We start from the raw sequence: 23,029 nt of genomic DNA on the forward strand, positions 1-23,029 counted from the left end.
AGCCTTCTTCCATTCCCCTGAAGTCACTGGTTGTCGGGATTCGACGACTCGTCCGTCGTCACCGACTCGATGACGCGGTCCGCGCCGACGATCCTCGCGACGCCGCCCTGGGCGGCCGAGGGGATGTCGATGAGGACCGTCGCGACGTAGGTGGCGGTCGCCGTCCCCTTGACGACGTCCTCGTCGCCGGCGTTCATCGTCGCCGTCTGCCCGCCGAGGCGCATCGTCGACCCGGCGACCGTGCGCGCGTAGGTGAGCGTGTACGTGAAGTTCGCCGCGACGAGGGCCGAGCCGTCCTGAAGGACGACTCCGGAGATCGGGTAGTCGGCGACCTGGGCGTTCGCCGTGACGCTGCCCGCCGCCTGGAGGCTCGAGGCGAGCGTCTTCGCCGTGTCGAGATAGTTCGCGGTGAATTCGTCCGTCGCGAACTTCTCATTCGACGCCTGACCCGCGTTCAGCATGTCGACGTAGGCCGAGAGGGCCTCGGCGGGCGTCATCGTGAAGCCCGCCGAGTCGTTCGACACGTAGGCGGAGCCCTCGTCGATCGAGGGGATCGTCACCGAGGTTCCGCCGAGCATCCGGCACCACGCGACGAGCGAGTAGGTCGAGCGCGCGTCGTCCTGGACGAGGATCTCGACGACCGGGAGATCGGAGGCCGACGCCTGGCGGATGTTGAGGATCGCGCGCGGCCACTCCTGCGAGTTCGTCACCGCGACGTTCTGCTCGGTGAGGTCGATCGCGGGCACCGTGTCGCCCGAGGCCGTCGAGTAGGCGTACTGGGCGGCGCGCACGCGCGCCGCGCCTTCCGAGACGCGCCCTTCGAGGAGCGTCGCGTCCTTCGCCTCGTCGGCCTTGTTCACCGCGTCCTGGACGGAGGCGAGGACCTCGGTCACGCGCTCGGAGTCGAGGTTGGGGCTCTGCGTCCCCGACTGCGAGGAGGTCGAGGCGACGAGGTCGCCCGCCGAGCAGGATCCGAGGGCGAGGGCGGAGGCGAGGGCGAGGGCCGCCCATCCGATGCGTCGGTTCACGACTGGTCCTTCCCGTCCTTCTTCAGCCACCCGGCCATGAGCGAGGTCCAGGCGCTCGTCGCGGCGCGGCCCGCCGTCGGCGCGTCCTCGGCGCCCGCCGTGTCCGCATCCGCGGATTCGGGGGCGGAAACGACGGGGATGAGGCCGGTGTCGAATTCGCGTCCGTCGACGACGAGCTTCTCCTCGCCCTTCTCGCGCGCCTCGCGCAGTGCACGGCGCGACGGCAGGGCGACGCCTGGGCGGATCGCCGAAAGATCGATGATGCCGGTGTCGGTGGGGACCTTCTCCGGCGGGTCCTCGTCGAGGGAGCCGGTCGACGCGCCGTGGCGCCCCTGCGCGCGCGGCTCCTGCGTCCCGGCCCCATCGGCCCCAGAGGTCTCGGCGTCGTCGGCCGCGGCCGATTCGTCCGCCGCATCCTCGCCCTCGAGGCTCTCATCCTCGTTCTCCTCGGAGATCGTGTCCCCGGTCGTCTCGGCCCCGTCCACGTCGTCGGCGTCCTCCATCGCCTCGGGCGAGGTCTCGGCCTCCTCGGACGGATCAGCGGCCCCGTCGTCGGACGGAGTCCCCTCGGTCGTCGTCTCGAGAGCCACGGCCCCGTCCTCGTCGATCGCGGGCGTCTCCCCGGTCGACTTCGCGGCCTCGGCGTCGACCATCTCGGCGATGAGCCGCGTGTCGATCGTCTGCGTGTCCGTGACGTCGGCGCCCGCGCGCTCGGCGATGCGCTTCGCGCGCTCGGCACGATGGCGCAGGAGCTGACGGCGCGACAGCGCGAGGACGCCCGCGACGATCGCGGCGACGGCGGCGAAGAGGAAGGCGACGATCGCGAGGGTGTTGACCCGCTGCGTCGCCCAGGTGAGGGTGAGCTGGAGATCGCCCGCCCCGCCCGCCGACACGGCGAGGACGGATCGTCCGGTCGGCACCTTCGTGAGATCGAGGGAAGCGGTCTTGTCGGAGGTCGCGACCTGGAGCCACATGTCGGAGGAGGAGACGGCGTCGACGAGGGCGGCCGCCGCGGGGTTCGAGTCCCCCGACTGCGCGCCGTCCGACTGCGCCGCATCGGACGACTGAGCGGTCGACGCCGACTGGGCGCCCGACTGGGAGCCAGCGCCGCCGTGCTCCTCGACCTTGAGGACCGAGCGGTCCGAGGTGAGGCCGACGACCTCCGAGTACGGGTCGTCGCCGATCCAGCCGACGACGTCGCCGGGAGTGCCGACGCCGAGCGCGACCTTCTGGCCGGACTTCGAGGTCGCGGTGACGACGACGTCCTGAGCGATGAGCGGGAGGACGCCGTCGCGAGTCATGACGATCGTGTTCCCGGGCACGGCGGAGGAGGCGAGCTCCTGCGCGGGCTTGAGAACCGTGATCGCGAGGACGCCGACGATGAGGAAGATGAGGGCGAGCACCGCCGCCGCGACGGCGGCGGTGTACTGCTTGATCCGCTCCACTCGATTCACTCCTAGGAAGTCCGGAAGACGCTATCTGTACAACGATACGAGGATGCGCCCGCCCGCGGCACTTCGATCGGGCCCCTCGTGATGAACGACATGGAGCCCGCGCCCCCAATCGTGGACGCGGGAACGATGAGGATCTCGCTCAGAGGGGCCGCAGCCCCCTCCTCCAGCACTCCGAGTGCCAGTGCCGCCTCGCCTCGAGTCCCTGCGGAAGACCGTAGGCCGACTCCTCGGGCCAGGCGACGACGTGTGGGGTTCCGACGCGGACCGGCCTCAGGCAGCCGGGGCACGTGTACTCCTTCGCCGCGGTCCGCAGGCGGCGGACCTGGTACGGGCTCCCATCGGGTCCCGGCTCCGTGCGCGCAAGCGAGGAGAGCGCGCCCATGTCGAGGTCGCGGTGCGGACCGGACCACGGCCGCTTCGTCGAGCGGCGCCCCCTCATCGGACGAGCTCCCCCGCGCGCCACACGCGCCGCGGTCGCAGCTCGGCGTCGACCTCGACGACGTCCGCCCGCACTCCGGGGGCGAGGCGGCCGATGTCGGACCGGCCGAGGATCTCGGCGCCGCGAACCGAGGCCATCGCGACGGCGTCGACGAGCGGGATCCGGCCCTCGAGGACCGCGACGCGCACGCAGTCGAGGAGGTGCGCCGTGCCGCCCGCGAGCGTGCGCGTGCCCGCGACGTAGGCGTGCCCCTCCTCCACCCGCACTCTCTGGGGGCCGAGCTCGTACTCGCCATCGGGCATTCCCGCCGCCTCCATCGCGTCGGTGACGAGGACGCACGAGTCCGGACCGAGGATCTCGACGACGTCGCGGACGAGCGCGGGGGCGACGTGGACGCCGTCGCAGATGAGCTCGGCGATCGCACCGCCGCGCGCGGCGTCGGAGAGGAACTCCCCGATCGGACCGGTATCGCGGTGGTGGAGCGGTCGCATCCCGTTGAAGAGATGGGTGATCGTCGCCCTCGCCGAGCGTCTCGCGGTCGCTTCGTCGAGGGCGCGGCGCGAGTACTCGAGGGCGGCGCGAGCGGGCTCGGCCCCGGAATCCGTGTGCCCCCAGGACGGGAGGGCGCCGCCGTCGATGAGCGCCTGCGCGACCGAGCCGGGACCGTACGAGCCGGACTTCTCGGGCGCGAGCGTCATCGTCACCGCGCTCCCCCGGCAGATCGCGAGGAGCTCGCGGGTGAGCGCCGGATCCGGATCGATGATGTAGCGCGGGTCCTGAGCGCCGCAGCGCGCGTGCGAGATGAAGGGACCCTCGAAGTGGACGCCCGCGATCTCGTCGGCGTCGGCGAGGTCGGCGAGGAGCGCCGCGCGGGCCCTCAGGACCTCCGCATCAGCGGTGACGAGGGAGGCGACGATCGTCGTCGTCCCGTGGCGCCGATGCTCCTCAACCGCCGTCATCGCCTCGGAGGCGCTCGTCGCGTTGGGGAAGGAGACGCCTCCTCCCCCGTGGCAATGGACGTCGACGAGGCCGGGAAGGAGCGTCGCGCTCGACGCGGGGACCCGCTCCAGAAGCGCGCGCTCGTCATCGTCCTTCGGCGCCGACGCGTCGACGATCCTCTCGATCACGCCGTCCTCGACGACGAGGACGCCGTCGGCGAGGACATCGGAGGAGAGGACGATTCGGCCGCGCAGGGAGAAGGAGGTCATCACCCGTCCATCTTGCCACGCCGCCCCACGCGCTCCAGGGGACCGGGGTCGGACCCGGAGGACCGGAAGTCGGGCGGGGCGATCGGAAGTCAGGAGAGGCGGGCGAGGACGGAGTCGACCGACTTCTCGACGCGACGACGCAGGGCGGCCGAGGGCTCGCGAGCGCCCGCGTAGATCAGCCCCTCCTTGACGGGGCGCACCGCGACGAGGCGCCCCTTCTCGACGACGATCGGACGGAACATCCCGTTCTTCGCGGGGCAGATCAGCGTCTCCCCCGCCTCGTCGACGAGGCACGTCCTGTCCTTGTACCCGACGTGGAGCTCGTCGAAGGCTCCGAGGAACCGCGTCGCGGCCGCCTCCTTCTCCGACTCGGCGAGGAGGTCCTCGGCGTCGGCCCGCATGTAGAGGACGTCCGGACTCGCGGTCCTCGGGGCCGCCGCGCCGCGCTCCCACTCCCCCTTCGCCCCGCGCTCGACGCGGATGCGGACGAGGTCGGGGCCGGTGCCCGTGCGCGACGCCTCGACGGCGTCCTCGAGCGCCCGATGCGACTGGCCGACCGCCAATCCGGTCCACCGGGCGAGGTCGTGCGCGGAGACGGGGCCGTGACCCAGGGCGTAGCGCCGGGCGATCTCGGCGAGCGCCTCTCGATGGCGCGGCCCGCCCTTCGCGACTCCAGCGCCGACCGGGCCCTCATCGGCGGAGGGCAAGGAGGAGGCGTCGACGACGAGGTGCTCGTTCGCCCCCATGGGTCCCTGGACGAGACGTCCCTCGAGGTGGAGGAGGAGGATCATGTGCCGCCTCCACCACGACCTCGCGAAGGACTCGCTCATCGGGTGGGCGCCGTAGTCGACCTCGACCGGGGCAACGAGCCCGGCCCCCTCCCATGCGGTGAGGAGCTCCGCCCTCGTGAGCGGACCGCGCGAAGCGATCTCCGCGCGCGCGACGTCGACTGCGGCATCCCGGACGGCGTCGTCGATTCCGAGCTCGCGCGTCGACGCGACCCAGCGGTCGTACGTGTGGGCGAGCGCGGCCCGCAGCCAGTGGTGGTCGGCCGCCGTCGTCACGTGGACTGTGCCCCGCATCGGCCATGAGCGGACGAGTCGCGCCGCGGCGAAGGCGGCCGCGACCTCGGTCATCGTGGCGCCGTGCGTCCGCGCGACGAGGGCGTGCGGGATCGCCGAGACCTGCTGGCCTTGGAGGGCGAAGAGGCCGGCCGCCGCCTCCTCGACCTTGGCCGCGCGCGTCGACTCGACGAGCCCCTGCGAGACGATCCGCAGAAGGCTGAGGCGCGTGGGCAGCGGTGCGACGGGCACTAGAAGAGCCTCGACTCGGGGTCGTCGAACCCGCGCATCGCGTCGTAGTCGAGGACGAGGCAGCGGATCCCCCGGTCCTCGGCGAGCGTGCGCGCCTGCTTGGAGATCTCCTGGGCGGCGAAGATGCCCGAGAGCTCGGGCAGAAGCGGGTCGCGCGAGAGGAGCGAGAGATAGCGGGTGAGCTGCTCGACGCCGTCGATGCCGCCGCGGCGCTTCACCTCGATCGCGACGCTCGCCCCCTGAGGATCACGGACCATGAGATCCACCGGGCCGACGGGGGTCGGGTACTCGCGACGGACCAACGCCCAGCCGTCCCCGAGGATCTGGGGCACCTGCTCGGCGAGGAGCGCCTGGAGGTGGGTCTCGACGCCGTCCTTCACGAGACCCGGATCGACGCCGAGATCTTCGACGACGTCGGACACGATCTCATGGATGCGGATGACGAGACGGTCGTCGGTCTTCTCGGCCTGAACGGTCCACACCTCGGTGACGCCGTCGGCCTCCTCCCCCTCCTCGGGGATCTCGGTCGTCACCGTGCACGGCGCGTTCATCCAGTTGAGCGGCTTGTAGGACCCGCCGTCGGAGTGGATGAGGACCGACCCATCGCCCTTGAGCATGATGACGCGCTTCGCGGGATCGAGATGGGCGGAGAGGCGACCGGAGTAATCGACGGTGCACGTGGCTATGAGGACTCGCACGGGGGCGAGCCTAGCAGCGCCTCAGGCGCGGACGCGGGGCGGCCCCGACTCGACCCAGGAGACGAGGGCGTTGTACGTCTGAGAGGCGATCGCGATCTCGTAGCGCTTGTCGCCCGAACGCAGCCGCACTTCGACGACGCTCCCATCAGCGGAGTGCTGGACGGGAGCGGAGATCTCGAGGCCGCGGCGCGAGAGCGTGTAGACGGGCTTGTTCGAGAAGGCGACGAGGCGGTACCACGTGAGCGTCTCGACGCCGTACAGGCCGATCCCGGACGTCCAGCCCGACTGGGTATCGGGGCGCGACCAACAGCGGAATGCACCGAGCTGCCCGTCGAGGCGACGGGCGCGGACGTTGATGTAGGCCCACAGCGAGACGGCGATCGCCGCAACGGCGATCGCCAGCCACAGGGCGATGTGGAGGAACTCGCCCATCATGAGCCTCCGATCGGATGAATGGAGGGAGCCCCCGCCCGGATGCTCCGGGCGGGGGCTCCTTCTTCAGGACACAGTACCGTGGTCAGCGACGACGGTCACGAAATCGGAGTCGACGGACGCGAATCCGCCCTCGATCGTGAAGGTCTCGACGCCGTCCTTCGTCGTCACCGATACCGTCCCGGCCTTGAGCATCGCGAGCAGGGGCTGACGCCCCGGGAGGATGCCGAGCTGGCCGTCGACGACGGGGATCTGGACCGAAGTGCCCGTGCCGTGCCAGAGCCGTCCCTCGTGGGCGACGACTTCCACCTGGAGGACGCGGTCGGCCATCAGGCGTCCTTCTCCAGCTCGTGCCAGTTGCGCTCGACGTCCTCGATGCCGCCCGCGTTGTAGAAGGCCTGCTCGGGGGTCTTGTCGTAGTAGCCCTCGGCGATCCGCTTGAAGGCCTCGATCGTCTCCGACAGCGGGACGGTCGAGCCGGGGACGCCGGTGAACTTCTCCGCCATGTACATGTTCTGGGAGAGGAACTGCTCGATGCGGCGAGCGCGCGAGACGGTGACCTTGTCCTCCTCCGAGAGCTCGTCGACGCCGAGGATCGCGATGATGTCCTGGAGCTCCTTGTTCTTCTGGAGGATCGCCTTGACGTGCGTCGCGGTGTCGTAGTGCTCCCGACCGACGAGGACGGGGTCGAGGATGCGCGAGGTCGACGCGAGCGGGTCGACGGCCGGGTAGATGCCCTTCGACGCGATCTCTCGGGAGAGCTCGGTCGTTGCGTCGAGGTGCGCGAAGGTCGTCGCCGGCGCCGGGTCCGTGTAGTCGTCCGCGGGCACGTAGATCGCCTGGAGGGAGGTGATCGAGTGGCCGCCCGCCGAAGTGATCCGCTCCTGGAGCTGGCCCATCTCATCGGCGAGGTTCGGCTGGTAGCCGACCGCCGACGGCATACGGCCGAGGAGCGTGGAGACCTCGGAACCCGCCTGCGTGAAGCGGAAGATGTTGTCGATGAAGAGGAGGACGTCCTGGTGCTGGACGTCGCGGAAGTACTCCGCCATCGTGAGGCCCGTGAGCGCGATGCGCAGACGCGTCCCCGGCGGCTCGTCCATCTGGCCGAACACGAGCGCCGTCTTGTCGAAGACGCCCGCCTCCCCCATCTCGCGGATGAGGTCGTTGCCCTCGCGGGTGCGCTCGCCGACGCCGGCGAACACGGACACGCCGCCGTGGTTGAGCGCGACTCGCTGGATCATCTCCTGAATGAGGACCGTCTTGCCGACGCCCGCACCGCCGAAGAGGCCGATCTTTCCGCCCTGGACGTACGGGGTGAGGAGGTCGATGACCTTGATGCCGGTCTCGAACATCTTCGTGCGGGCCTCGAGCTGGTCGAAGGCCGGGGGCTGGCGGTGAATCGGCCAGCGCTCGGTGATCTCGAGCGTCTCGCCCTCGGCGAGATTGAGGGGCTCGCCCGTCACGTTGAAGACGTGACCCTTCGTGACGTCGCCGACGGGCACCGAGATCGGCGCGCCGGTGTCGGTGACCGCGGCGCCGCGAACGAGGCCGTCCGTCGGCTTGAGCGCGATCGTCCGCACGAGGTTGTCGCCGAGGTGCTGGGCGACCTCGAGCGTCATCGTGAAGACGGACTCGCCCTCGCCCTGACCGGCGAGGTCGACCTCGACCTTGAGGGCGTTGTACAGCGGGGGGATCGAGTCCGGCGGGAACTCGACGTCGACGACCGGGCCGACGACCCTGGCGACGCGACCCTGCGCGACTGCTTCTTCCTGGCTCATGTTCCTTCTCCGTGTCCTGGGGCTCAGCCCGCGACCAGTGCGTCGGCCCCGCCCACGATCTCCGAGATCTCCTGGGTGATATCCGCCTGACGGGCCGAATTGGCCAGGCGCGTGTACTTGGTGATGAGCTCCTCGGCGTTGTCGGTCGCCGTGTGCATCGCGCGCTGGCGCGAGGCCAGCTCGGAGGCGGCCGACTGGAGGAGCACGTTGTGGATGCGGCTCTCGACGTAGAGCGGGAGGAGCGCGTCGAGCGCGGCCTCCGGCGAGGGGATGAACTCGTACTCCGGGAATGTCGCCGACGGATCGTCGGCGAAGCCGCGCTCCCTCTTGCGCTCGACGTCGCCCTCGGGGGCGTCGACGACCGTGAGCGGGAGCATCTGGCGGACCTCGGGGATCTGGCTCATCACGGAAACGAAGCGCGTGTAGACGAGGTGGACCTCCGAGACTCCGGACACACGGCTCGAATCCATGAAGCGCGCGAGGAGTTCGGACGCGATCGCCCGCGTCGTCTCGAGGGTCGGGTTATCGGACTCGCCCTCCCACGACTTCTCGATCTCGACGCCGCGGAAGCGGAAGTACGACCGCGCGCGTCGCCCGAAGGTGTAGAGGACGGGCCTCTTGCCCTCCTCCTTGAGACGCGCGATGAGCCGCTCCGACTCGCGGAGGATGGTCGCCGCGTAGGCTCCCGCCATGCCGCGATCCGACGCGATGACGAGGACGGCCACGCGCGGCGTGTCGAACCGCTCCCGCGTGAGCGGGTGGTCGAGGTCCGTGTGAACCGCGACCGCGGCGACCGCCTGCGTGAGGGCCTTCTCGTAGGGGCCGAGGCCGGCCGCCGCGCGGCGCGCGGCTCCGATCCTCGACGCCGCGATCATCTCCATCGCGCGGAAGACCTTCGCGAGCGTCTGCGTCGAGGCGATCCGCTGCTTGTAGATCCTCTGCTGTCCGCCCATGGATCAGGCCCTCTCGGGCGCGCGCCCGCGGGTGATCTCCTCGCGGGTCCGCTCGGCGCGGACCTCGCCCTCGTCGAGATCGGCGCCGCGACCGGCGGAGATCCACTGCTCGTGGAACGCCTCGACCTGGCTCTTGAGCTCGGCCTCGGTGTCGGCCTCAAGGAGCCCCGTCGACGCGATCGCGTCGAGCGCGGTCGAGTTCGCCTTGAGGTGGTCGAGGAGCGAGCGCTCGAAGGGCAGGACGTCGTCGACCTCGAGGTCGTCGAGGTAGCCGTGCGTGCCGGTCCAGATCGACGCGACCTGCTCGGCGGTCGTGTACGGGCTCGACTGGGGCTGCTTGAGGAGCTCCATGAGGCGCTGGCCGCGGGTGAGCTGGGCGCGCGTCGCGGCGTCGAGGTCGGAGGCGAACATCGCGAACGCCGCCATCGACCGGTACTGCGCGAGCGTGAGCTTGAGCGTGCCGGCGACCTTCTTCATCGCCTTCACCTGGGCATCGCCGCCGACCCTCGAGACCGAGATGCCGACGTCGACGGCCGGGCGCTGGTTCGAGTTGAACAGGTCGGACTGGAGGAAGATCTGCCCGTCGGTGATCGAGATGACGTTCGTCGGAATGTACGCGGAGACGTCGTTCGCCTTGGTCTCGATGATCGGCAGACCGGTCATCGACCCGCCGCCGAGCTCGTCGGAGAGCTTGGCGCAGCGCTCGAGGAGGCGGGAGTGAAGGTAGAAGACGTCGCCCGGGTAGGCCTCGCGCCCCGGCGGGCGGCGGAGGAGGAGGGAGACTGCTCGGTAGGCCTCGGCCTGCTTCGAGAGGTCGTCGAAGACGATGAGGACGTGCTTGCCCTCGTACATCCAGTGCTGGCCGATCGCCGAGCCCGTGTAGGGGGCCATGTACTTGTAGCCGGCCGGATCGGACGCCGGGGAGGCGACGATCGTCGTGTACTCCATCGCGCCCGCGTCCTCGAGGGTCGAACGGACCGAGGCGATCGTCGAGCCCTTCTGACCGATCGCGACGTAGATGCAGCGGACCTGCTTCTTCGGGTCGCCGCTCTTCCAGTTCTCGCGCTGGTTGAGGATCGTGTCGAGGGCGATGGCCGTCTTTCCGGTCTTGCGGTCGCCGATGATGAGCTGGCGCTGACCGCGGCCGATCGGGATCATCGAGTCGATCGCCTTGAGGCCGGTCTCGAGGGGCTCGTGGACCGACTTGCGCATCATGACGCCGGGGGCCTGGAGTTCGAGGGCGCGGCGGCCCTCGATGTCGGTGATCTCTCCGAGGCCGTCGATCGGGCGCCCGAGCGGGTCGACCGTGCGGCCGAGGTACCCGTCGCCGACGGGGACGGAGAGGACCTCGCCCGTGCGGTGGACGACCTGGCCCTCCTCGATACCGCCGAAGTCGCCGAGGACGACGGCGCCGATCTCGCGCTGGTCGAGGTTCATCGCGAGGCCGAGGGTGCCGTCGGCGAAGCGGAGGAGTTCGTTCGCCATCGTCCCCGGGAGCCCCTCGACGTGCGCGATGCCGTCGGCGGTCTCCGTCACGTGGCCCACTTCCTCGGTGGCCACTTCGGAGGGGCGGTAGGACTCCATGAAGGAGTCCAGGGCGCCGCGGATCTCCTCGGGACTGATTGACAGGTCGGCCATGAGTCTTCCTTCTGTCTGCGTCTGCGTGTGGATGGTGGTGCGGGGTCAGCCCGCGAGGGCGCGCTTCATGTCGGCGATGCGCGTGGCGAGCGAGGCGTCGATGGCGGTCGTCCCGGCACGCAGGCGGAAGCCGCCGACGACGTCGGCTTCGACGGACGTCGAGAGCGAGATCTCCTCGCCGAATCGGGCCTCGAGGAGGCTCCGCAGTCGGGCGGACTGCTCGGCGGACATGTCCGCGGCGGTCTCGACCGTGACGAGGAGCCGGTTCTGCATCGTCGCGGCCCACTCGGCGAAGCGCCGGAGGTTGACGAGGAGTCGCCCGTGACGCGATCGCCCGACGGCCCGACGAACGAGCCGCATCGTCCAGACCGACAGATGCGGCCCGAAGAGGGCGCTCGCGAGGTTCGCGCGCTCGTGGGGCGTGCCGGTCGCGGTGTCGGAGAGACGGAGACGGAGCTCCCGGTTGGCGGCGAGGAATCGCCTCACCTCGAAGAGCTCGTCGTTGACGGAGTCGAGGACGCCGGCGCGCTTCGCGTCGGTGAGGACGGCGAGGATGCCGAGAACCTCCGCGGCATCGTGGAGGGCCCCGGACTTCGACCAGTGGCCGCCGACCATCGTCTCGACGACGCCGAGGGCGGGGGCGCACATCTTCGCCCCGAAGAGCTCGCGAACGAGTCCCGCCTTGTCCTCGGCGCTCCTCGAGGGATCGGTGAGCGCGCGACGGAGGCGCGCGTCGGTCTTCACGAGGTCGGAGAGAGCGAAGAAGTCCTCGCCGACCCGCATCGCGTCCGCGCCCGGTCGGGCGAGGGCGTCGGCGAGCTCGGTCGAGTAGGCGACGGCGTCGAGGGCTCCGCTTGCGGTCATCGGGCGCCGGCCTCACTCGCTCGGACGTTGTCCGCCTCGAGGTCGTCGAGGAAGCGATCGACGACGCGGCTCGTGAGGGCGGTGTCGGCGAGGTGCTCGCCGACGATCTTCTCGGCGAGCTCGGTCGCGAGGAGCCCCACGTCGGAGCGGAGCGAGATCTCGGCCGCCTGCTTCTCGGCGAGGATCTGGCGCTGCGCGCCGTCGAGGATCCGCGCGGCCTCGGCCTGAGCCTCGGCCCGCGCCGACGCCACGATGCCCTTGGCCTCCTCGGAGGCGCGCTCGCGGATCGCGTGCGCCTCCGCGTTCGCAGCCTGAAGGGCCTCGGCGCGTTCGCGCGCGGCGCTCGCCTGGTCCTCCTTCGCCTTGTCGGCGGCCCGAAGGCCCTCAGCGATCTTCTCGGTCCGCGCGTCCATCGTCGCGTAGAGGCGAGGGAGGGCGATGAAGCCGACGAACAGCAGAACGAGGAGGAGGACGACCGCGGACCAGAAGATCTCGTAGAGCGGCGGAAGGATGACGGAGAGACCACCGACCTCCTCGCTCACAGGGAAAACCTGGCGCATCGCGGTCACTTGACGATGAGCGGGAGGATGAAGCCGATGAGACCGAGAGCCTCGACCATACCGGCGCCGATGATCATGTTGGTGAAGAGACGGCCGGCGACCTCGGGCTGACGAGCCGTCGCCTCCTGGGTCTTGCCGACCAGAAGGCCGATGCCGAGACCGGGGCCGAGGGTGGCGAGGCCGTAGCCGATGTAGGCGAGCGAGATCATGTCGGATTTCCTTTTCTTCTGGAGCGCGGGCGCGCTTCGGATCTGGGGTGAGTCAGTGACTCTCGATGGACAACTTGATGTACACGGCGGTGAGGATTGTGAAAATGTACGCCTGGAGAAAGGCGACGAAGACCTCGAAACCGGTCATGAGGAGCATCGCTGCGCCGGTGAGGATCGACACCGAGGAGATCGCGCTCAGAGCATGGAGCAAGGTGGCGGTTCCGAAATAGGTCATGCCGAGGAGCAGGTGGCCCGACATCATGTTCGCGAGGAGTCGGACTGTGAGCGTCACGGGGCGAACGATGAAGTTGGAGAGGAACTCGATCGGCGTGATGAGGAGGTACATCGGCTTGGGCAGTCCTGGAGGAAGCAACTGCGCGGCGAAGAAGTGGCCGACGCCCTGCGCCTCGATGCCTGCGCCGATGTACGTGACATAGGTGATGACGGCGAAGACCATCGGAACCGCGACGACCGATGAGGCGGCGATGTTCAGGCCGGGGATGATACCGGCGAGGTTCATCGCGAGAACTCCAAAGAATGCGAACCCGATGAAGCCGGAGAATTTCCGCCCGTTCTTCGTTCCGAGCATCTCGAGCGCGATGTTCGAACGGATGAACTCTGCGATCACTTCGACGGCCATCTGGCCCCTGCCGGGGACGAGCTTCGGCCGGTAGGCGACCGCGAGCAGGGCACCAGAGACGAGTAGGCCCATGACGACGCGCGCAAGCGTCAGACGGTTGAACTCGAGAATCGATCCCTCACCGAAGATGGCCGAGGGGAAGAAATCAGCAAGGCCCGGCTGATGCGGGTGCTGCGTCAACGCGGGTACGGCCGTTGCTGCAATGACGATGAGCAGGACGACGAGGAGGACCCAGAACCAGAGGGGCTTCGAGCCGCTCCGTCGTCGAACGGACGGAGTCGATGACGTGGACAGCGTGTCCTCCTGGGTCGGATCTGCGATGAAGGGCGAGAGGAGGCGCCCGTAGGCGACTTCCTCATGCTAGCAGGAGGAGGTCCCTCGTTCACTCCAACCGAGCGCGATCGGCACGTATGGTCAGCGCGGCCCGGCCGCGGGTCCATCAACATTGGGGACGCGCGTCCGCGCGAGGATGCTGACCTCGGCGATCATCGCCGCGACGAGGACGGACATCGCGGCGATCGCGGGCACTCGCACATCGAATCCGAACTGCCTCGGTAGGTATAGGGAGAGGAGAATCACGAGGATTCGCAGCGGGTATGACGCCACGATCCAGGCGAGGCTGTTGGCGTCTGAACGCGATGCTCCCCTCACGCAGGCCCACTGGCACGCGAGCAGGAGGACGATCGCGCCGATTCCGATGAGGATGGAAGGCGCGCCCGCATGAGAGGCGAGGCCGAGCAGGATCGTCGCGACGACGGCGAGAGCGCCGATCGCCGCGACCGCGCGTCCGAGTCGTGCGATCGCTTCGTCCAAGGGTCTGGAAGGCTTCGTGGTCGCGTCGTCAGGCATGCGGATCCTCCTTCCCGGATCGGGGAAGATGGCGGGCCGCGGGGAACTGCGAGGCCGTGACGACGACGGCGACGAGAACCGCGGGGAGGGCGAAGACGAGGATGCGCCGCCAGTCGAAGACGAGGAGGCCCACCGCAGGCACGCAGACGATCGCGGTCCACAGCCAGAGGATCGCGACGACCCCGCGGTGGGAGTGACCGCGGGCGAGAAGGCGATCGTGGAGGTGGGAGGAGCGGTCCGCTTTGAACGGGCTCCTCCCCTGCCGCATGCGCCTGGCCGAGGCGAGGAGGAGATTGAGGACCGGCATGAAGATCACCGAGAGCGGCAGGACGATCGGGAGGACGCCGACGAGGATCTGCTGACGGCCGAGGACGGCCGGATCGATCTGCCCGGTGACGATGATGCCGGCCGCCGCGAGGACGAGGCCGAGCGTCTCCGCGCCGCCGCCCATCATGATCGACGAGGGGTGGAAGTTGAACCAGAGGAACCCCGCGCACACGCCGACGAGGGCGATGACGATGAGGGAGGCGGTCGTCGCGTACGAGGCCGCGCCCATGATCCTCGAGAGGAGGTAGGAGTAGACGAAGAACGCGCCGGCGCCGATCGCGATCATCCCGGCGGCGAGCCCGTCGAGGCCGTCGATGAAGTTCACCGCGTTGATGATCCCGACGACGAGGAAGACGGTGACGAGGAGGGAGAGGCGAGAGGAGCCGATCGTCACGCCGAAGATCGGGAAGGACACGAGCTGGACGCCGGCGAACGCCATGGCGCCGGCGATGAGGACCTGGCCGGAGAGCTTCGTCATCCAGTCGAGCTCGATGACGTCGTCGACGAGTCCGAGGAGGCTCATCGCCACGGCGGCCCCCATGACGGCCCAGGGGACGGACGTCGTGTAGAGCGGCGCCATGTAGGGGATGCGGGAGGCCACGAGGAGGGCGACGACGAGCCCGACGGTCATCGCGAGGCCGCCGAGCCTCGGGATCGGCGTCTTCTGGACGTCGCGGCTCCGCAGCTTCGGCACGATCCCCCATCGCAGGCACGCGGCGCGCACGACGGGCGTCATCAGTACGGTGACGCCCATCGCGACGAGCATGAGGAGGAGGTAGACCTTCATGAAGCGGTGTCGTCCCCTTACGATTCGGCGTCAGGCCGGCCGGATGTCGACGCCGGCGGCTGCGAGCTCCTCCAAGGATAGTGTGCCGAGCCGGACCGCCCGCGGCTCCCCGTGGGCGAGGTCGAGGATCGTCGAGGGCGTCGAGCCGGGCGTTGGCCCGCCGTCGACGTAGAGGACGGAGTCGCCGAAGGAGGCGACCGCCTCCTCGAGGCGGGTCGCGGGGGGCTCGCCCGTGAGGTTCGCGCTCGTCACGGCCATCGGCCCGGTCCGCTCGAGGAGTTCGAGAACCCGCGGGTGGTCGGGCATGCGCAGCGCGATCGTGCCGCCGGTCTCCCCGAGGTCCCATCCGAGGTCGGGGCGCGCCCGGAGGATGAGCGTGAGACCGCCCGGCCAGTGCGAGGCGGCGAGCCGGCGCGCGGCGTCCGGGACCTCGACGGCGAGGAGGTCGATCGCCTCCTCGTCGGCGACGAGGACCGGGGGCGGCATCTGGCGCCCCCTCCCCTTCGCGGCGAGGACGCGGGCGACGGCCGCCGGGTCGTGGGCGGTCGCCCCGATCCCGTAGACGGTGTCGGTCGGGAGGACGACGAGCCCTCCGTCGGCGACGTGCGCGACGGCCTCGTCGAGGTCCGCGTCGATCCACGAGGGGCTGCAGGAGAGGATGCGGGGTGTCACTCGGGCATTGTCGCACGCCGCGCGAGAAGGCACCGCTCACGTCCGGCGAGGTCGGCGCGCGTCTCGGCGGTCTCGAAGCCCGCGTCGCGCGCGGCGGCGCGCAGGAGTTCCGACTGGCTCGGCGAGTGCTCGAGGACGAGGAGGCCGCCGGGGCGCAGAAGGCGCGAGGCCCGCGCGATGACGCGCCGCGGCGCCTCCGTCCCGTCATCCCCTCCTCCGTAGAGGGCGAGGTCGGGGTCGAGTCCGGCCTCGACCTGGGTCGGCGCCTCGAGGGCCGAGACGTAGGGCGGGTTCGAGCAGACGACGTCGACCGATCCGTCGAGGTCGGCGAGCGTCGTCGGCGACGTCGCGTCCCCCGCTTCGAGGCGGACTCCCGGCGCGAGGCGGGCGAGATTCTCCCCGGCGAGGGCCAGGGCCGTCGGATCGAGCTCGACGGCTGCCACGGTCGCACCCGGGACCTCGCGGGCAAGAGCGGCGGCGATGGCGCCCGATCCTGTGCACAGATCGACGAGGACGGCGCTCCCCCGCTCCTTCATCGCCCGCGTGCCCTCGTCGATCGCGAAGCCGGCGACGACCTCGGTCTCCGGACGGCAGACGAAGACGCCGGGGCGCGAGGCGAGGACGAGGCCGCGGAAGTGCATGCGCCCCGTGAGGTGCTGGAGGGGGACGCCGCGCGCCCTTCTGCCCGCGGCGTCGAGGACGCGGGCGGCGATCGACGGGGCGACGGGATCCGCGACCGCCCAGACGGAATCGGTCCCGGCCGCCCACTCGAGGAGCTCTCGCGCCTCCTGGGCGGGATTCGAGGCCTCGAGGCCGACGAGCGCGGCGCGGGCGGCCGCGAGGAGGGCCGAGACCCGATCGGGAAGGGGCGCGGTCACTGGGCCGCGGCCCGGGCGAGGCGCTCGGCCTCATCGGCCTCGCGCAGGGAGTCGATGACGGGCCCGAGCTCGCCGGCGAGGACGCGATCGAGGTTGTGGGCCTTGTAGCCGGTCCGATGGTCGGCGATCCGGTTCTCGGGGAAGTTGTACGTGCGGATGCGCTCCGAGCGGTCGACCGTGCGGACCTGGGAGAGTCGCTGGGCGGAGGCCTCGGCCTCGCGCTTCGCGCGCGCCTCGGCCGCGAGTCGGGAGGCGAGGACGCGCAGGGCGGCCTCCTTGTTCTGGAGCTGCGACTTCTCGTTCTGCATCGAGACGACGATGCCGGAGGGCAGGTGCGTGATCCTCACGGCCGAATCCGTCGTGTTCACCGACTGACCGCCCGGGCCCGAGGAGCGGTAGACGTCGATGCGCAGATCGTCGGGATCGATGACGATCTCCTCGTCGTCGCCGATCTCCGGCATGACGAAGACGCCAGCGGCGGAGGTGTGGATGCGGCCCTGCGACTCGGTGACCGGGACCCTCTGGACGCGGTGCACTCCGCCCTCGTACTTGAGGTGGGCCCATACGCCCTCCTCCGGGGTCGGGCTCCCCTTCGCGCGGACCGCGAGCGTGACGTCCTTGAAGCCGCCGAGCTCGGTCGGGGTCGACGAGAGCTCGGAGACGCTCCACCCCTTCGACTCCGCGTAGCGGGCGTACATGCGCGCGAGGTCGGAGGCGAAGAGCGCGGACTCCTCGCCGCCCTCCCCCGCCTTGATCTCGAGGATCGCATCGAGGGCGTCCTCCGGATCGCGCGGCGCGAGGATCTTCAGGAGGTCGTCGTGCGCGGCCGCGGCCTCGGCCTCCAGGCCGGGGATCTCCTCGGCGAAGGACGGATCCTCCTCGGCGAGCTCGCGGGCCGCCTCGAGATCGTCGCGGGCGCCCGCCAGACGGTCGGCGGCGGCCTTCACCCGTCCGAGCTCGGCGAATCGCCGTCCGACCCGCCGCATCCTCGCGGGATCGGACAGGGTCGCCGGATCGGACATCGCGGTTTCGACCTTCGCGTACTCCTCGAGCAGCGGTGCGAGCGCGACGAGCTCGTCGTCGGCCGATTCGGGGGCCATGTCTGCCTTTCCTCGAACATCCGGATGCGATTCGGCGCCGACGACCGGGGTCGTCGGCGCCGCGAAGGGCCGCTTACTTCAGCGGGGTCCGACTCACTTGGAGGGGCGGACGCGCTTGCCGTAGCGGGCCTCGAACTTGGCGACGCGGCCGCCCGTGTCGAGGATCTTCTGCTTGCCCGTGTAGAACGGGTGGCAGGCCGAGCACACGTCGACGCGCATCTCGCCGGAGGCGAGGGTCGAGCGGGTGTGGAACGTGTTGCCGCACGTGCAGGTGACGACGGTATCCACGTAGTTCGGGTGGATGTCCTTCTTCATGGTGACTCCTGGGTTCGTTGGTGCCCCGGGTCCGGATCCGCAGACCCCCTCGTATCCGACGAGGGGCGTCCTCCCGCCTCACGAATGAGCGGCGGCGGACCGGTGAACCGAAAGCCGATTGGCCCATTCTGCCACGACGGCCGCCGGGCGCCCACCTCGCGGAAGGCTCCGGGAGCCCGACGTGAGGAAGATCGCCCTCACGCGCCGAGCCGCCGGGGAGGCGGGGCCGTCAGTCAGTTCCCCCGTCCCGCAGGATGTGGAGGAGCCTCGGGGGGGCGGGCCCGCAGTCAGTTCCACCCGTCCTGTCGGACGTGGAGGAGCCACAGGGAGGCGGGCAGGGCCTGGCCGGGCTTCGAGCCTCGGCTGAGCCGAGGCGAGCGGACGGGCCCGCCTCCCCGTGGCTCCGAGAGCGAGTCGGCGCCTCAGTCCGCGCTCGGCGTCGTCTTCGCGACGAGCATGAGGAACTCGGCGTTCGACTGCGTCTCCTTGAGCTTGTCGAGGATGAGCTCGAGGCCCGACTGCTGGTCGAGGGTGCCGAGGACGCGGCGGAGCTTCCACATGATCTTGAGCTCTTCGGGGTTGAAGAGCATCTCCTCGCGGCGCGTGCCCGACGCGTTGACGTCGATCGCGGGGAAGATCCGGCGGTCGGCGAGTTGGCGCGAGAGGCGCAGCTCCATGTTGCCGGTGCCCTTGAACTCCTCAAAGATCACCTCGTCCATCTTCGAGCCGGTCTCGACGAGCGCCGACGCGATGATCGTGAGCGAGCCGCCCTCCTTGAGGTTGCGCGCGGCGCCGAAGAACTTCTTCGGCGGGTAGAGCGCGGAGGCGTCGACGCCGCCGGAGAGGATGCGCCCGGACGCGGGGGCCGCGAGGTTGTAGGCGCGCGAGAGGCGGGTGAGGGAGTCGAGGAGCACGACGACGTCCTGCCCGAGCTCGACGAGGCGCTTCGCGCGCTCGATCGCGAGCTCGGCGACGATCGTGTGGTCGGAGGCCGGCCGGTCGAAGGTCGAGGCGATGACCTCGCCCTTGACGATCGACCGCATGTCGGTGACCTCTTCGGGGCGCTCGTCGACGAGAACGACCATGAGGTGGACCTCGGGATTGTTGATCTCGATGGCCTTGGCGATCTGCTGGATCACCATCGTCTTGCCGGCCTTGGGCGGGGAGACGATGAGGCCGCGCTGGCCCTTGCCGATCGGGGCGACGAGGTCGATGACGCGCGGGGTGAAGGCCTTCGCGGAGGTCTCCATGCGGAGCTGATCGGTCGGGTAGAGCGGGGTGAGCTTCCCGAACTCGCGGCGCGCCTGGGCGTCCTCGACGGTCATGCCGTTGACGGAGTCGACGCGGACGAGGGCGTTGTACTTCTGGCGCTGGCGCTCGCCCTCGCGGGGCTGGCGGACGGCGCCCGCGACGGCGTCGCCGGCGCGCAGGCCCCACCGCCGGACGTTGCCGAGGGTGACGTAGACGTCGTTCGGACCGGGAAGGTAGCCGGAGGTGCGGACGAACGCGTGGTTGTCCTGGACGTCGAGGATGCCGGCGATGGGCGCGAGCTGCTCGTCGCCGCGCAGCGGCTCCTCGTTCTCGCGGTCCATGCGGTCGTCGCGGCCCCGGTCGCGGCGGTTGCCGTTCCGATTTCCGCGATCCTGGCGATCCTGACGGTCGTCGCGGTTGCGGTCGCGTCCGCGACGGCGGTTGGAGCGATCGCGGCGTCCGCGACCGCGGTCCTCCGAGTCGTCGCCCTCGGGAAGCTCGATCGCGTCGAGCTGCTTGGGCGCGGCCTCGGCCGCCTTGGGGGCGGGAGCCTCCTCACGGCCGACGGGCGCCGGGAGTTCGATGGCGACCGGCTCGGCCGACTCGGCGACGACGGCGCGGCGGCGGCGCGACTTGCGCGGGGCCTCGGCCTCGGCGCGGGCGGGCGCCTCGGCGCGCTCGGGGGGGGAGATGATCGGGGNACAAGTGGATTATAAATAGTTTCTAGTAGATAATAAGCATCAAGTGTGCTGCAGATTATTGTTGTGGGTTAGTGTATGCATATAACTTATTTCAATAATGCATTTAACTTCATTAATGAAATCATCACATTCATTAAAATTTTATTTTTTTTTTTTTTTTTTTTTTTTTTTCTTTTTTTTTTTTTTTTTTTTTTTCAAGCAGAAGACGGCATACGAGATTCGCCTTAGTCTCGTGGGCTCGGAGATGTGTATAAAGAGACAGGGCGGAGGCGGACAGCGCCTCGACGAGTTCCGACTTGCGCATCTTCGACGTGCCCTTGAGGCCCCTGGTGGAAGCGAGGGCCTGGAGTTCGGCCAGCTTCATGCCCTTGAGCTCCGGAGCGGAGGTCTGGGCGCCTTGTTCGTTGCTCACGAATGATCCTCACTGGATGTGCGTGCCCACGAGGGGGCGAGATGAATCCTCCCGAATCGCGTTCTGGGAGGCGACGCGCGACGATAAGGCGTTCGCATCGCGCGGGGGATGCCGTGAACCGGCGGGGTCGATCGACCACTGGCGCCGAGTATAGACACGACCGCCCCGTTTCCGCGAGATCTCGGGGGAACGGGGCGTTCTGCGGAGAAGATCACAGGGCGGGCGCCCTCGTCGCCTACTCCCCCGCCGAGTCCGGCCGCCGCGACCGGGAGAGACGCCCGCGGGTGATGCGCGCGCCCTCGGTGGCCACGGGGAGGGTGAGGACCCGCCAGCCCGCGCCCTCGGCGCCGTGGCGGACGGATGCGGGGACCTGCTCGAGCGAGAGGACGGTCGGGCCCGCCCCGGAGACGACGGCCGCCATCCCCCCGGCGCGCAGCCAGTCGACGAGGGCGAGCGAGGGCTCCATGGAGGAGCGCCGCTGCTCCTGGTGAAGCCGATCGCGCGTCGCCTCCATGAGGAGGTCGTGGAAGGAGGCGGTCCCGACCGCCCCGTGGGCTCCGGAGAGGAGCGCCGCGAGGAGGGCCGAGCGCGAGAGGTTGTACCGGGCGTCGACGTGCGGAACCGTCTCGGGCAGCGCCGAGCGGGCGGCCGAGGTGGAGAGCTCGAAGTCGGGGATGAAGGCGACGGGCGAAATCCCGTTCGGCGGGTCGAGGCGCACCGCGCCGGGAGTCCCCTCCTCGGTCCATGCGACCGTCGCGCCGCCGAGGACGGCCGGCGCGATGTTGTCGGGGTGGCCCTCCATCTCGGTGCCGATCGCCAGGACGTCGGCGGGGCCGAGGACGTCGTCCTCGCCGATGAGGGCGCGGGCGAGCACGATCCCGGCGACGATCGCCGAGGCCGAGGACCCCAGGCCCCGCGATTGGGGGATCCGATTGAGGCAGTGCATCCGGATGCCGACCTGCGGCGCGCCGACGCGGTCGAGGGCGAGGCGCAGGGCCTTGACGACGAGGTTGTCCTCCCCCGTTCCGACGCGACCGGCGCCCTCGCCCTCGACGACGACCGAGGTCGCGCCGGCGGTCGCGTGGACGGAGACTTCGTCCCAGAGGTCGAGCGCGAGGCCCATGGAGTCGAATCCGGGGCCGAGGTTCGCGCTCGTCGCCGGAACGGAGACGGCGACGAAGTCGTCGTGGAGGCGCACGGTCACTCCCCCTCGACGCGGATCGCGCTCGTCACCTCGCGCACGGCGTCGGACTGGGCGAGAGCCCGGGCGACGGCGCGCAGGTCGGCCTCGCGGGCAAGGTGGGTCGTCGCGACGACGACGCAAGCGCCCGGCTCCTTGTCGTCGCGCTGATGAACCGACTGGATGGAGACCCCGTGGCGGGCGAAGATCCCGGCGACGTCGGAGAGGACGCCGAGACGGTCCTCGACCTGCATACGGATCTGGTAGCGGGTACGCGCCGTCCCCGGATCGAGGATCGGGAGGTGCGCGTAGACCGACTCGCGGGGGGCGTGGCCGCCGTAGGCGCGGTGGTGGGCGGCGGCGACGAGGTCGGAGAGGACTGCCGAGGCGGTCGGGGCGCCGCCCGCGCCGAGCCCGTAGAACATCAGGCGCCCGGCGTTCTCGCCCTCGACGACGATCGCGTTATACGCGCCGTCGACGCTCGCGAGCGGATTGTCGAGGGAGACGAGGGCGGGGTGGACGCGCATCGCGACGCCCTCGGCGCCGTCCTCGCCGATCCTGCGCTCGGCGATCGCGAGGAGCTTGATCGCGCGGCCGAAGAAGGCGGCCTCGGCCATGTCCTCCGCGGTGATGCGGGTGATGCCCTCGACCTCGACGTCATCGATGCCGACGCGCGTGTGGAAGGCGAGCGAGGCGAGGATCGCGCACTTCGCCGCGGCGTCGAGGCCCTCGACGTCGGCCGTGGGATCGGCCTCGGCGTACCCGAGCTCCTGGGCCTGCGCGAGCGCGTCGGCGTAGGTGAGGCCGCGCGAGGCCATCGCGTCGAGGATGAAGTTCGTCGTCCCGTTGACGATGCCCATGACCTTCGTGATCCGGTCGCCCGCGAGCGACTCGCGCAGACCGTACACGACGGGGACCGCGCCAGCGACGGCGGCCTCGTAGTAGAGGTCCGCGCCCGAGGCCGCCGCGGCGGCGTAGAGCTCGGGGCCGTGGGCGGCGAGGAGGGCCTTGTTGCCCGTGACGACGCTCGCGCCCGCCTCGAGGGCCCGCAGGACGAAGGTCCGCGCCGGCTCGATGCCGCCGATGAGCTCGACGACGAGATCCATCCCGTCGATCGCCTCGCCCGGGTCGGTCGTGAGGAGGGAGCGGTCGATCTCGGCGTCGCGGGGCGCGTCGACGTCGCGGACGAGGACCGCGGCGACGCGCATGAGGGCGCCGGAGCGGGCCGCGAAGTCCTCGGCCTGCTCGCGCAGGATGCGGATGACCTGCGAACCGACGGTTCCGGCGCCGAGAACTCCGACGCGCAGTTCGGGAAGCGGTGCGGTCACGGGGACTCCTTGAGG

Annotated in this window: 23 protein-coding genes and 1 pseudogene; all 24 read right to left on the reverse strand. The window is 70.2% G+C overall.

The features are described 5' to 3' along the window. Positions 1–23: 23 nt before the first annotated feature. Positions 24–1,028 (reverse strand): hypothetical protein, encoded by a 1,005-nt coding sequence (locus DY157_RS05260; protein WP_115727546.1) that lies wholly within the window; start codon positions 1,026–1,028, stop codon positions 24–26. Next, positions 1,025–2,473 (reverse strand): hypothetical protein, encoded by a 1,449-nt coding sequence (locus tag DY157_RS05265; RefSeq protein ID WP_115727547.1) that lies wholly within the window; start codon positions 2,471–2,473, stop codon positions 1,025–1,027. The genes DY157_RS05260 and DY157_RS05265 overlap by 4 nt, the downstream gene beginning before the upstream one ends. A gap of 148 nt (positions 2,474–2,621) precedes the next feature. After that, a complete protein-coding gene (locus DY157_RS05270) occupies positions 2,622–2,864 on the reverse strand; it encodes a hypothetical protein (RefSeq protein ID WP_115727548.1) in 243 nt (80 codons plus the stop codon). 53 nt (positions 2,865–2,917) lie between these two features. Beyond that, complete coding sequence (locus tag DY157_RS05275; protein ID WP_115727549.1) at positions 2,918–4,129, reverse strand: N-acetylglucosamine-6-phosphate deacetylase; 1,212 nt, start codon at positions 4,127–4,129, stop codon at positions 2,918–2,920. An 89-nt stretch (positions 4,130–4,218) separates the two neighbouring features. Beyond that, a complete protein-coding gene (locus tag DY157_RS05280) occupies positions 4,219–5,442 on the reverse strand; it encodes a DNA glycosylase AlkZ-like family protein (protein ID WP_115727550.1) in 1,224 nt (407 codons plus the stop codon). Next, positions 5,442–6,140, reverse strand: a complete 699-nt coding sequence (nucS, locus tag DY157_RS05285; protein WP_115727551.1) for an endonuclease NucS — start codon at positions 6,138–6,140, stop codon at positions 5,442–5,444. Before nucS ends, DY157_RS05280 begins: the two co-directional genes overlap by 1 nt. 21 nt (positions 6,141–6,161) lie before the next feature. Further along, complete coding sequence (locus tag DY157_RS05290) at positions 6,162–6,572, reverse strand: DUF2550 family protein (RefSeq protein WP_115727943.1); 411 nt, start codon at positions 6,570–6,572, stop codon at positions 6,162–6,164. Positions 6,573–6,638: 66 nt separating this feature from the next. Then, entirely contained in the window at positions 6,639–6,902 is a 264-nt protein-coding gene (locus tag DY157_RS05295; RefSeq protein WP_115727552.1) for a F0F1 ATP synthase subunit epsilon, read from the reverse strand. Next, positions 6,902–8,350, reverse strand: coding sequence for a F0F1 ATP synthase subunit beta (atpD, locus tag DY157_RS05300; protein ID WP_115727553.1), 1,449 nt, complete (start codon positions 8,348–8,350; stop codon positions 6,902–6,904). The genes DY157_RS05295 and atpD overlap by 1 nt, the downstream gene beginning before the upstream one ends. Before the next feature lie 23 nt (positions 8,351–8,373). Then, entirely contained in the window at positions 8,374–9,303 is a 930-nt protein-coding gene (locus DY157_RS05305; RefSeq protein ID WP_115727554.1) for a F0F1 ATP synthase subunit gamma, read from the reverse strand. A 3-nt stretch (positions 9,304–9,306) separates the two neighbouring features. After that, positions 9,307–10,941 (reverse strand): F0F1 ATP synthase subunit alpha, encoded by a 1,635-nt coding sequence (gene atpA, locus DY157_RS05310; RefSeq protein WP_115727555.1) that lies wholly within the window; start codon positions 10,939–10,941, stop codon positions 9,307–9,309. A gap of 45 nt (positions 10,942–10,986) precedes the next feature. Next, positions 10,987–11,805 carry a F0F1 ATP synthase subunit delta gene (locus tag DY157_RS05315; protein ID WP_115727556.1) on the reverse strand — a complete coding sequence of 273 codons (819 nt, stop codon included), beginning with the start codon at positions 11,803–11,805 and terminating at the stop codon, positions 10,987–10,989. Beyond that, positions 11,802–12,365: a F0F1 ATP synthase subunit B gene (gene atpF, locus DY157_RS05320; RefSeq protein WP_115727944.1), complete on the reverse strand. Its 564-nt coding sequence runs from the start codon at positions 12,363–12,365 to the stop codon at positions 11,802–11,804. Before atpF ends, DY157_RS05315 begins: the two co-directional genes overlap by 4 nt. Before the next feature lie 5 nt (positions 12,366–12,370). Then, the gene (atpE, locus tag DY157_RS05325; protein ID WP_115727557.1) at positions 12,371–12,574 is read right to left on the reverse strand and encodes an ATP synthase F0 subunit C; all 204 of its coding nucleotides are present in this window, start codon (positions 12,572–12,574) and stop codon (positions 12,371–12,373) included. Positions 12,575–12,626: 52 nt separating this feature from the next. After that, on the reverse strand, positions 12,627–13,508 hold the full coding sequence (gene atpB, locus DY157_RS05330) for a F0F1 ATP synthase subunit A (RefSeq protein ID WP_115727558.1): 882 nt from the start codon (positions 13,506–13,508) through the stop codon (positions 12,627–12,629). Positions 13,509–13,628: 120 nt separating this feature from the next. Continuing rightward, positions 13,629–14,027, reverse strand: coding sequence for a hypothetical protein (locus tag DY157_RS05335; protein WP_160159458.1), 399 nt, complete (start codon positions 14,025–14,027; stop codon positions 13,629–13,631). Positions 14,028–14,055: 28 nt separating this feature from the next. Next, positions 14,056–15,177, reverse strand: a complete 1,122-nt coding sequence (locus DY157_RS05340) for a glycosyltransferase family 4 protein (protein WP_115727560.1) — start codon at positions 15,175–15,177, stop codon at positions 14,056–14,058. 30 nt (positions 15,178–15,207) lie between these two features. Beyond that, positions 15,208–15,849, reverse strand: coding sequence for an L-threonylcarbamoyladenylate synthase (locus DY157_RS05345; protein ID WP_115727561.1), 642 nt, complete (start codon positions 15,847–15,849; stop codon positions 15,208–15,210). Continuing rightward, positions 15,846–16,727: a N5-glutamine methyltransferase family protein gene (locus DY157_RS05350; RefSeq protein WP_115727562.1), complete on the reverse strand. Its 882-nt coding sequence runs from the start codon at positions 16,725–16,727 to the stop codon at positions 15,846–15,848. The genes DY157_RS05345 and DY157_RS05350 overlap by 4 nt, the downstream gene beginning before the upstream one ends. Continuing rightward, positions 16,724–17,827: a peptide chain release factor 1 gene (gene prfA / locus DY157_RS05355; protein WP_115727563.1), complete on the reverse strand. Its 1,104-nt coding sequence runs from the start codon at positions 17,825–17,827 to the stop codon at positions 16,724–16,726. Before prfA ends, DY157_RS05350 begins: the two co-directional genes overlap by 4 nt. A 93-nt stretch (positions 17,828–17,920) precedes the next feature. Then, complete coding sequence (gene rpmE / locus DY157_RS05360) at positions 17,921–18,142, reverse strand: 50S ribosomal protein L31 (RefSeq protein WP_115727564.1); 222 nt, start codon at positions 18,140–18,142, stop codon at positions 17,921–17,923. Between the two features lie 422 nt (positions 18,143–18,564). Then, a pseudogene (gene rho, locus DY157_RS05365) lies at positions 18,565–19,899 on the reverse strand (transcription termination factor Rho); the annotation flags it as partial. Between the two features lie 842 nt (positions 19,900–20,741). Beyond that, a complete protein-coding gene (gene thrB / locus DY157_RS05375) occupies positions 20,742–21,704 on the reverse strand; it encodes a homoserine kinase (protein ID WP_115727946.1) in 963 nt (320 codons plus the stop codon). A 2-nt stretch (positions 21,705–21,706) separates the two neighbouring features. Continuing rightward, positions 21,707–23,014 carry a homoserine dehydrogenase gene (locus DY157_RS05380; RefSeq protein WP_115727565.1) on the reverse strand — a complete coding sequence of 436 codons (1,308 nt, stop codon included), beginning with the start codon at positions 23,012–23,014 and terminating at the stop codon, positions 21,707–21,709. Between the last annotated feature and the right edge of the window lie 15 nt (positions 23,015–23,029).

This window comes from Actinomyces culturomici, assembly GCF_900499005.1.
In the GTDB taxonomy this organism is placed as follows: Bacteria; Actinomycetota; Actinomycetes; order Actinomycetales; family Actinomycetaceae; genus Pauljensenia; species Pauljensenia culturomici.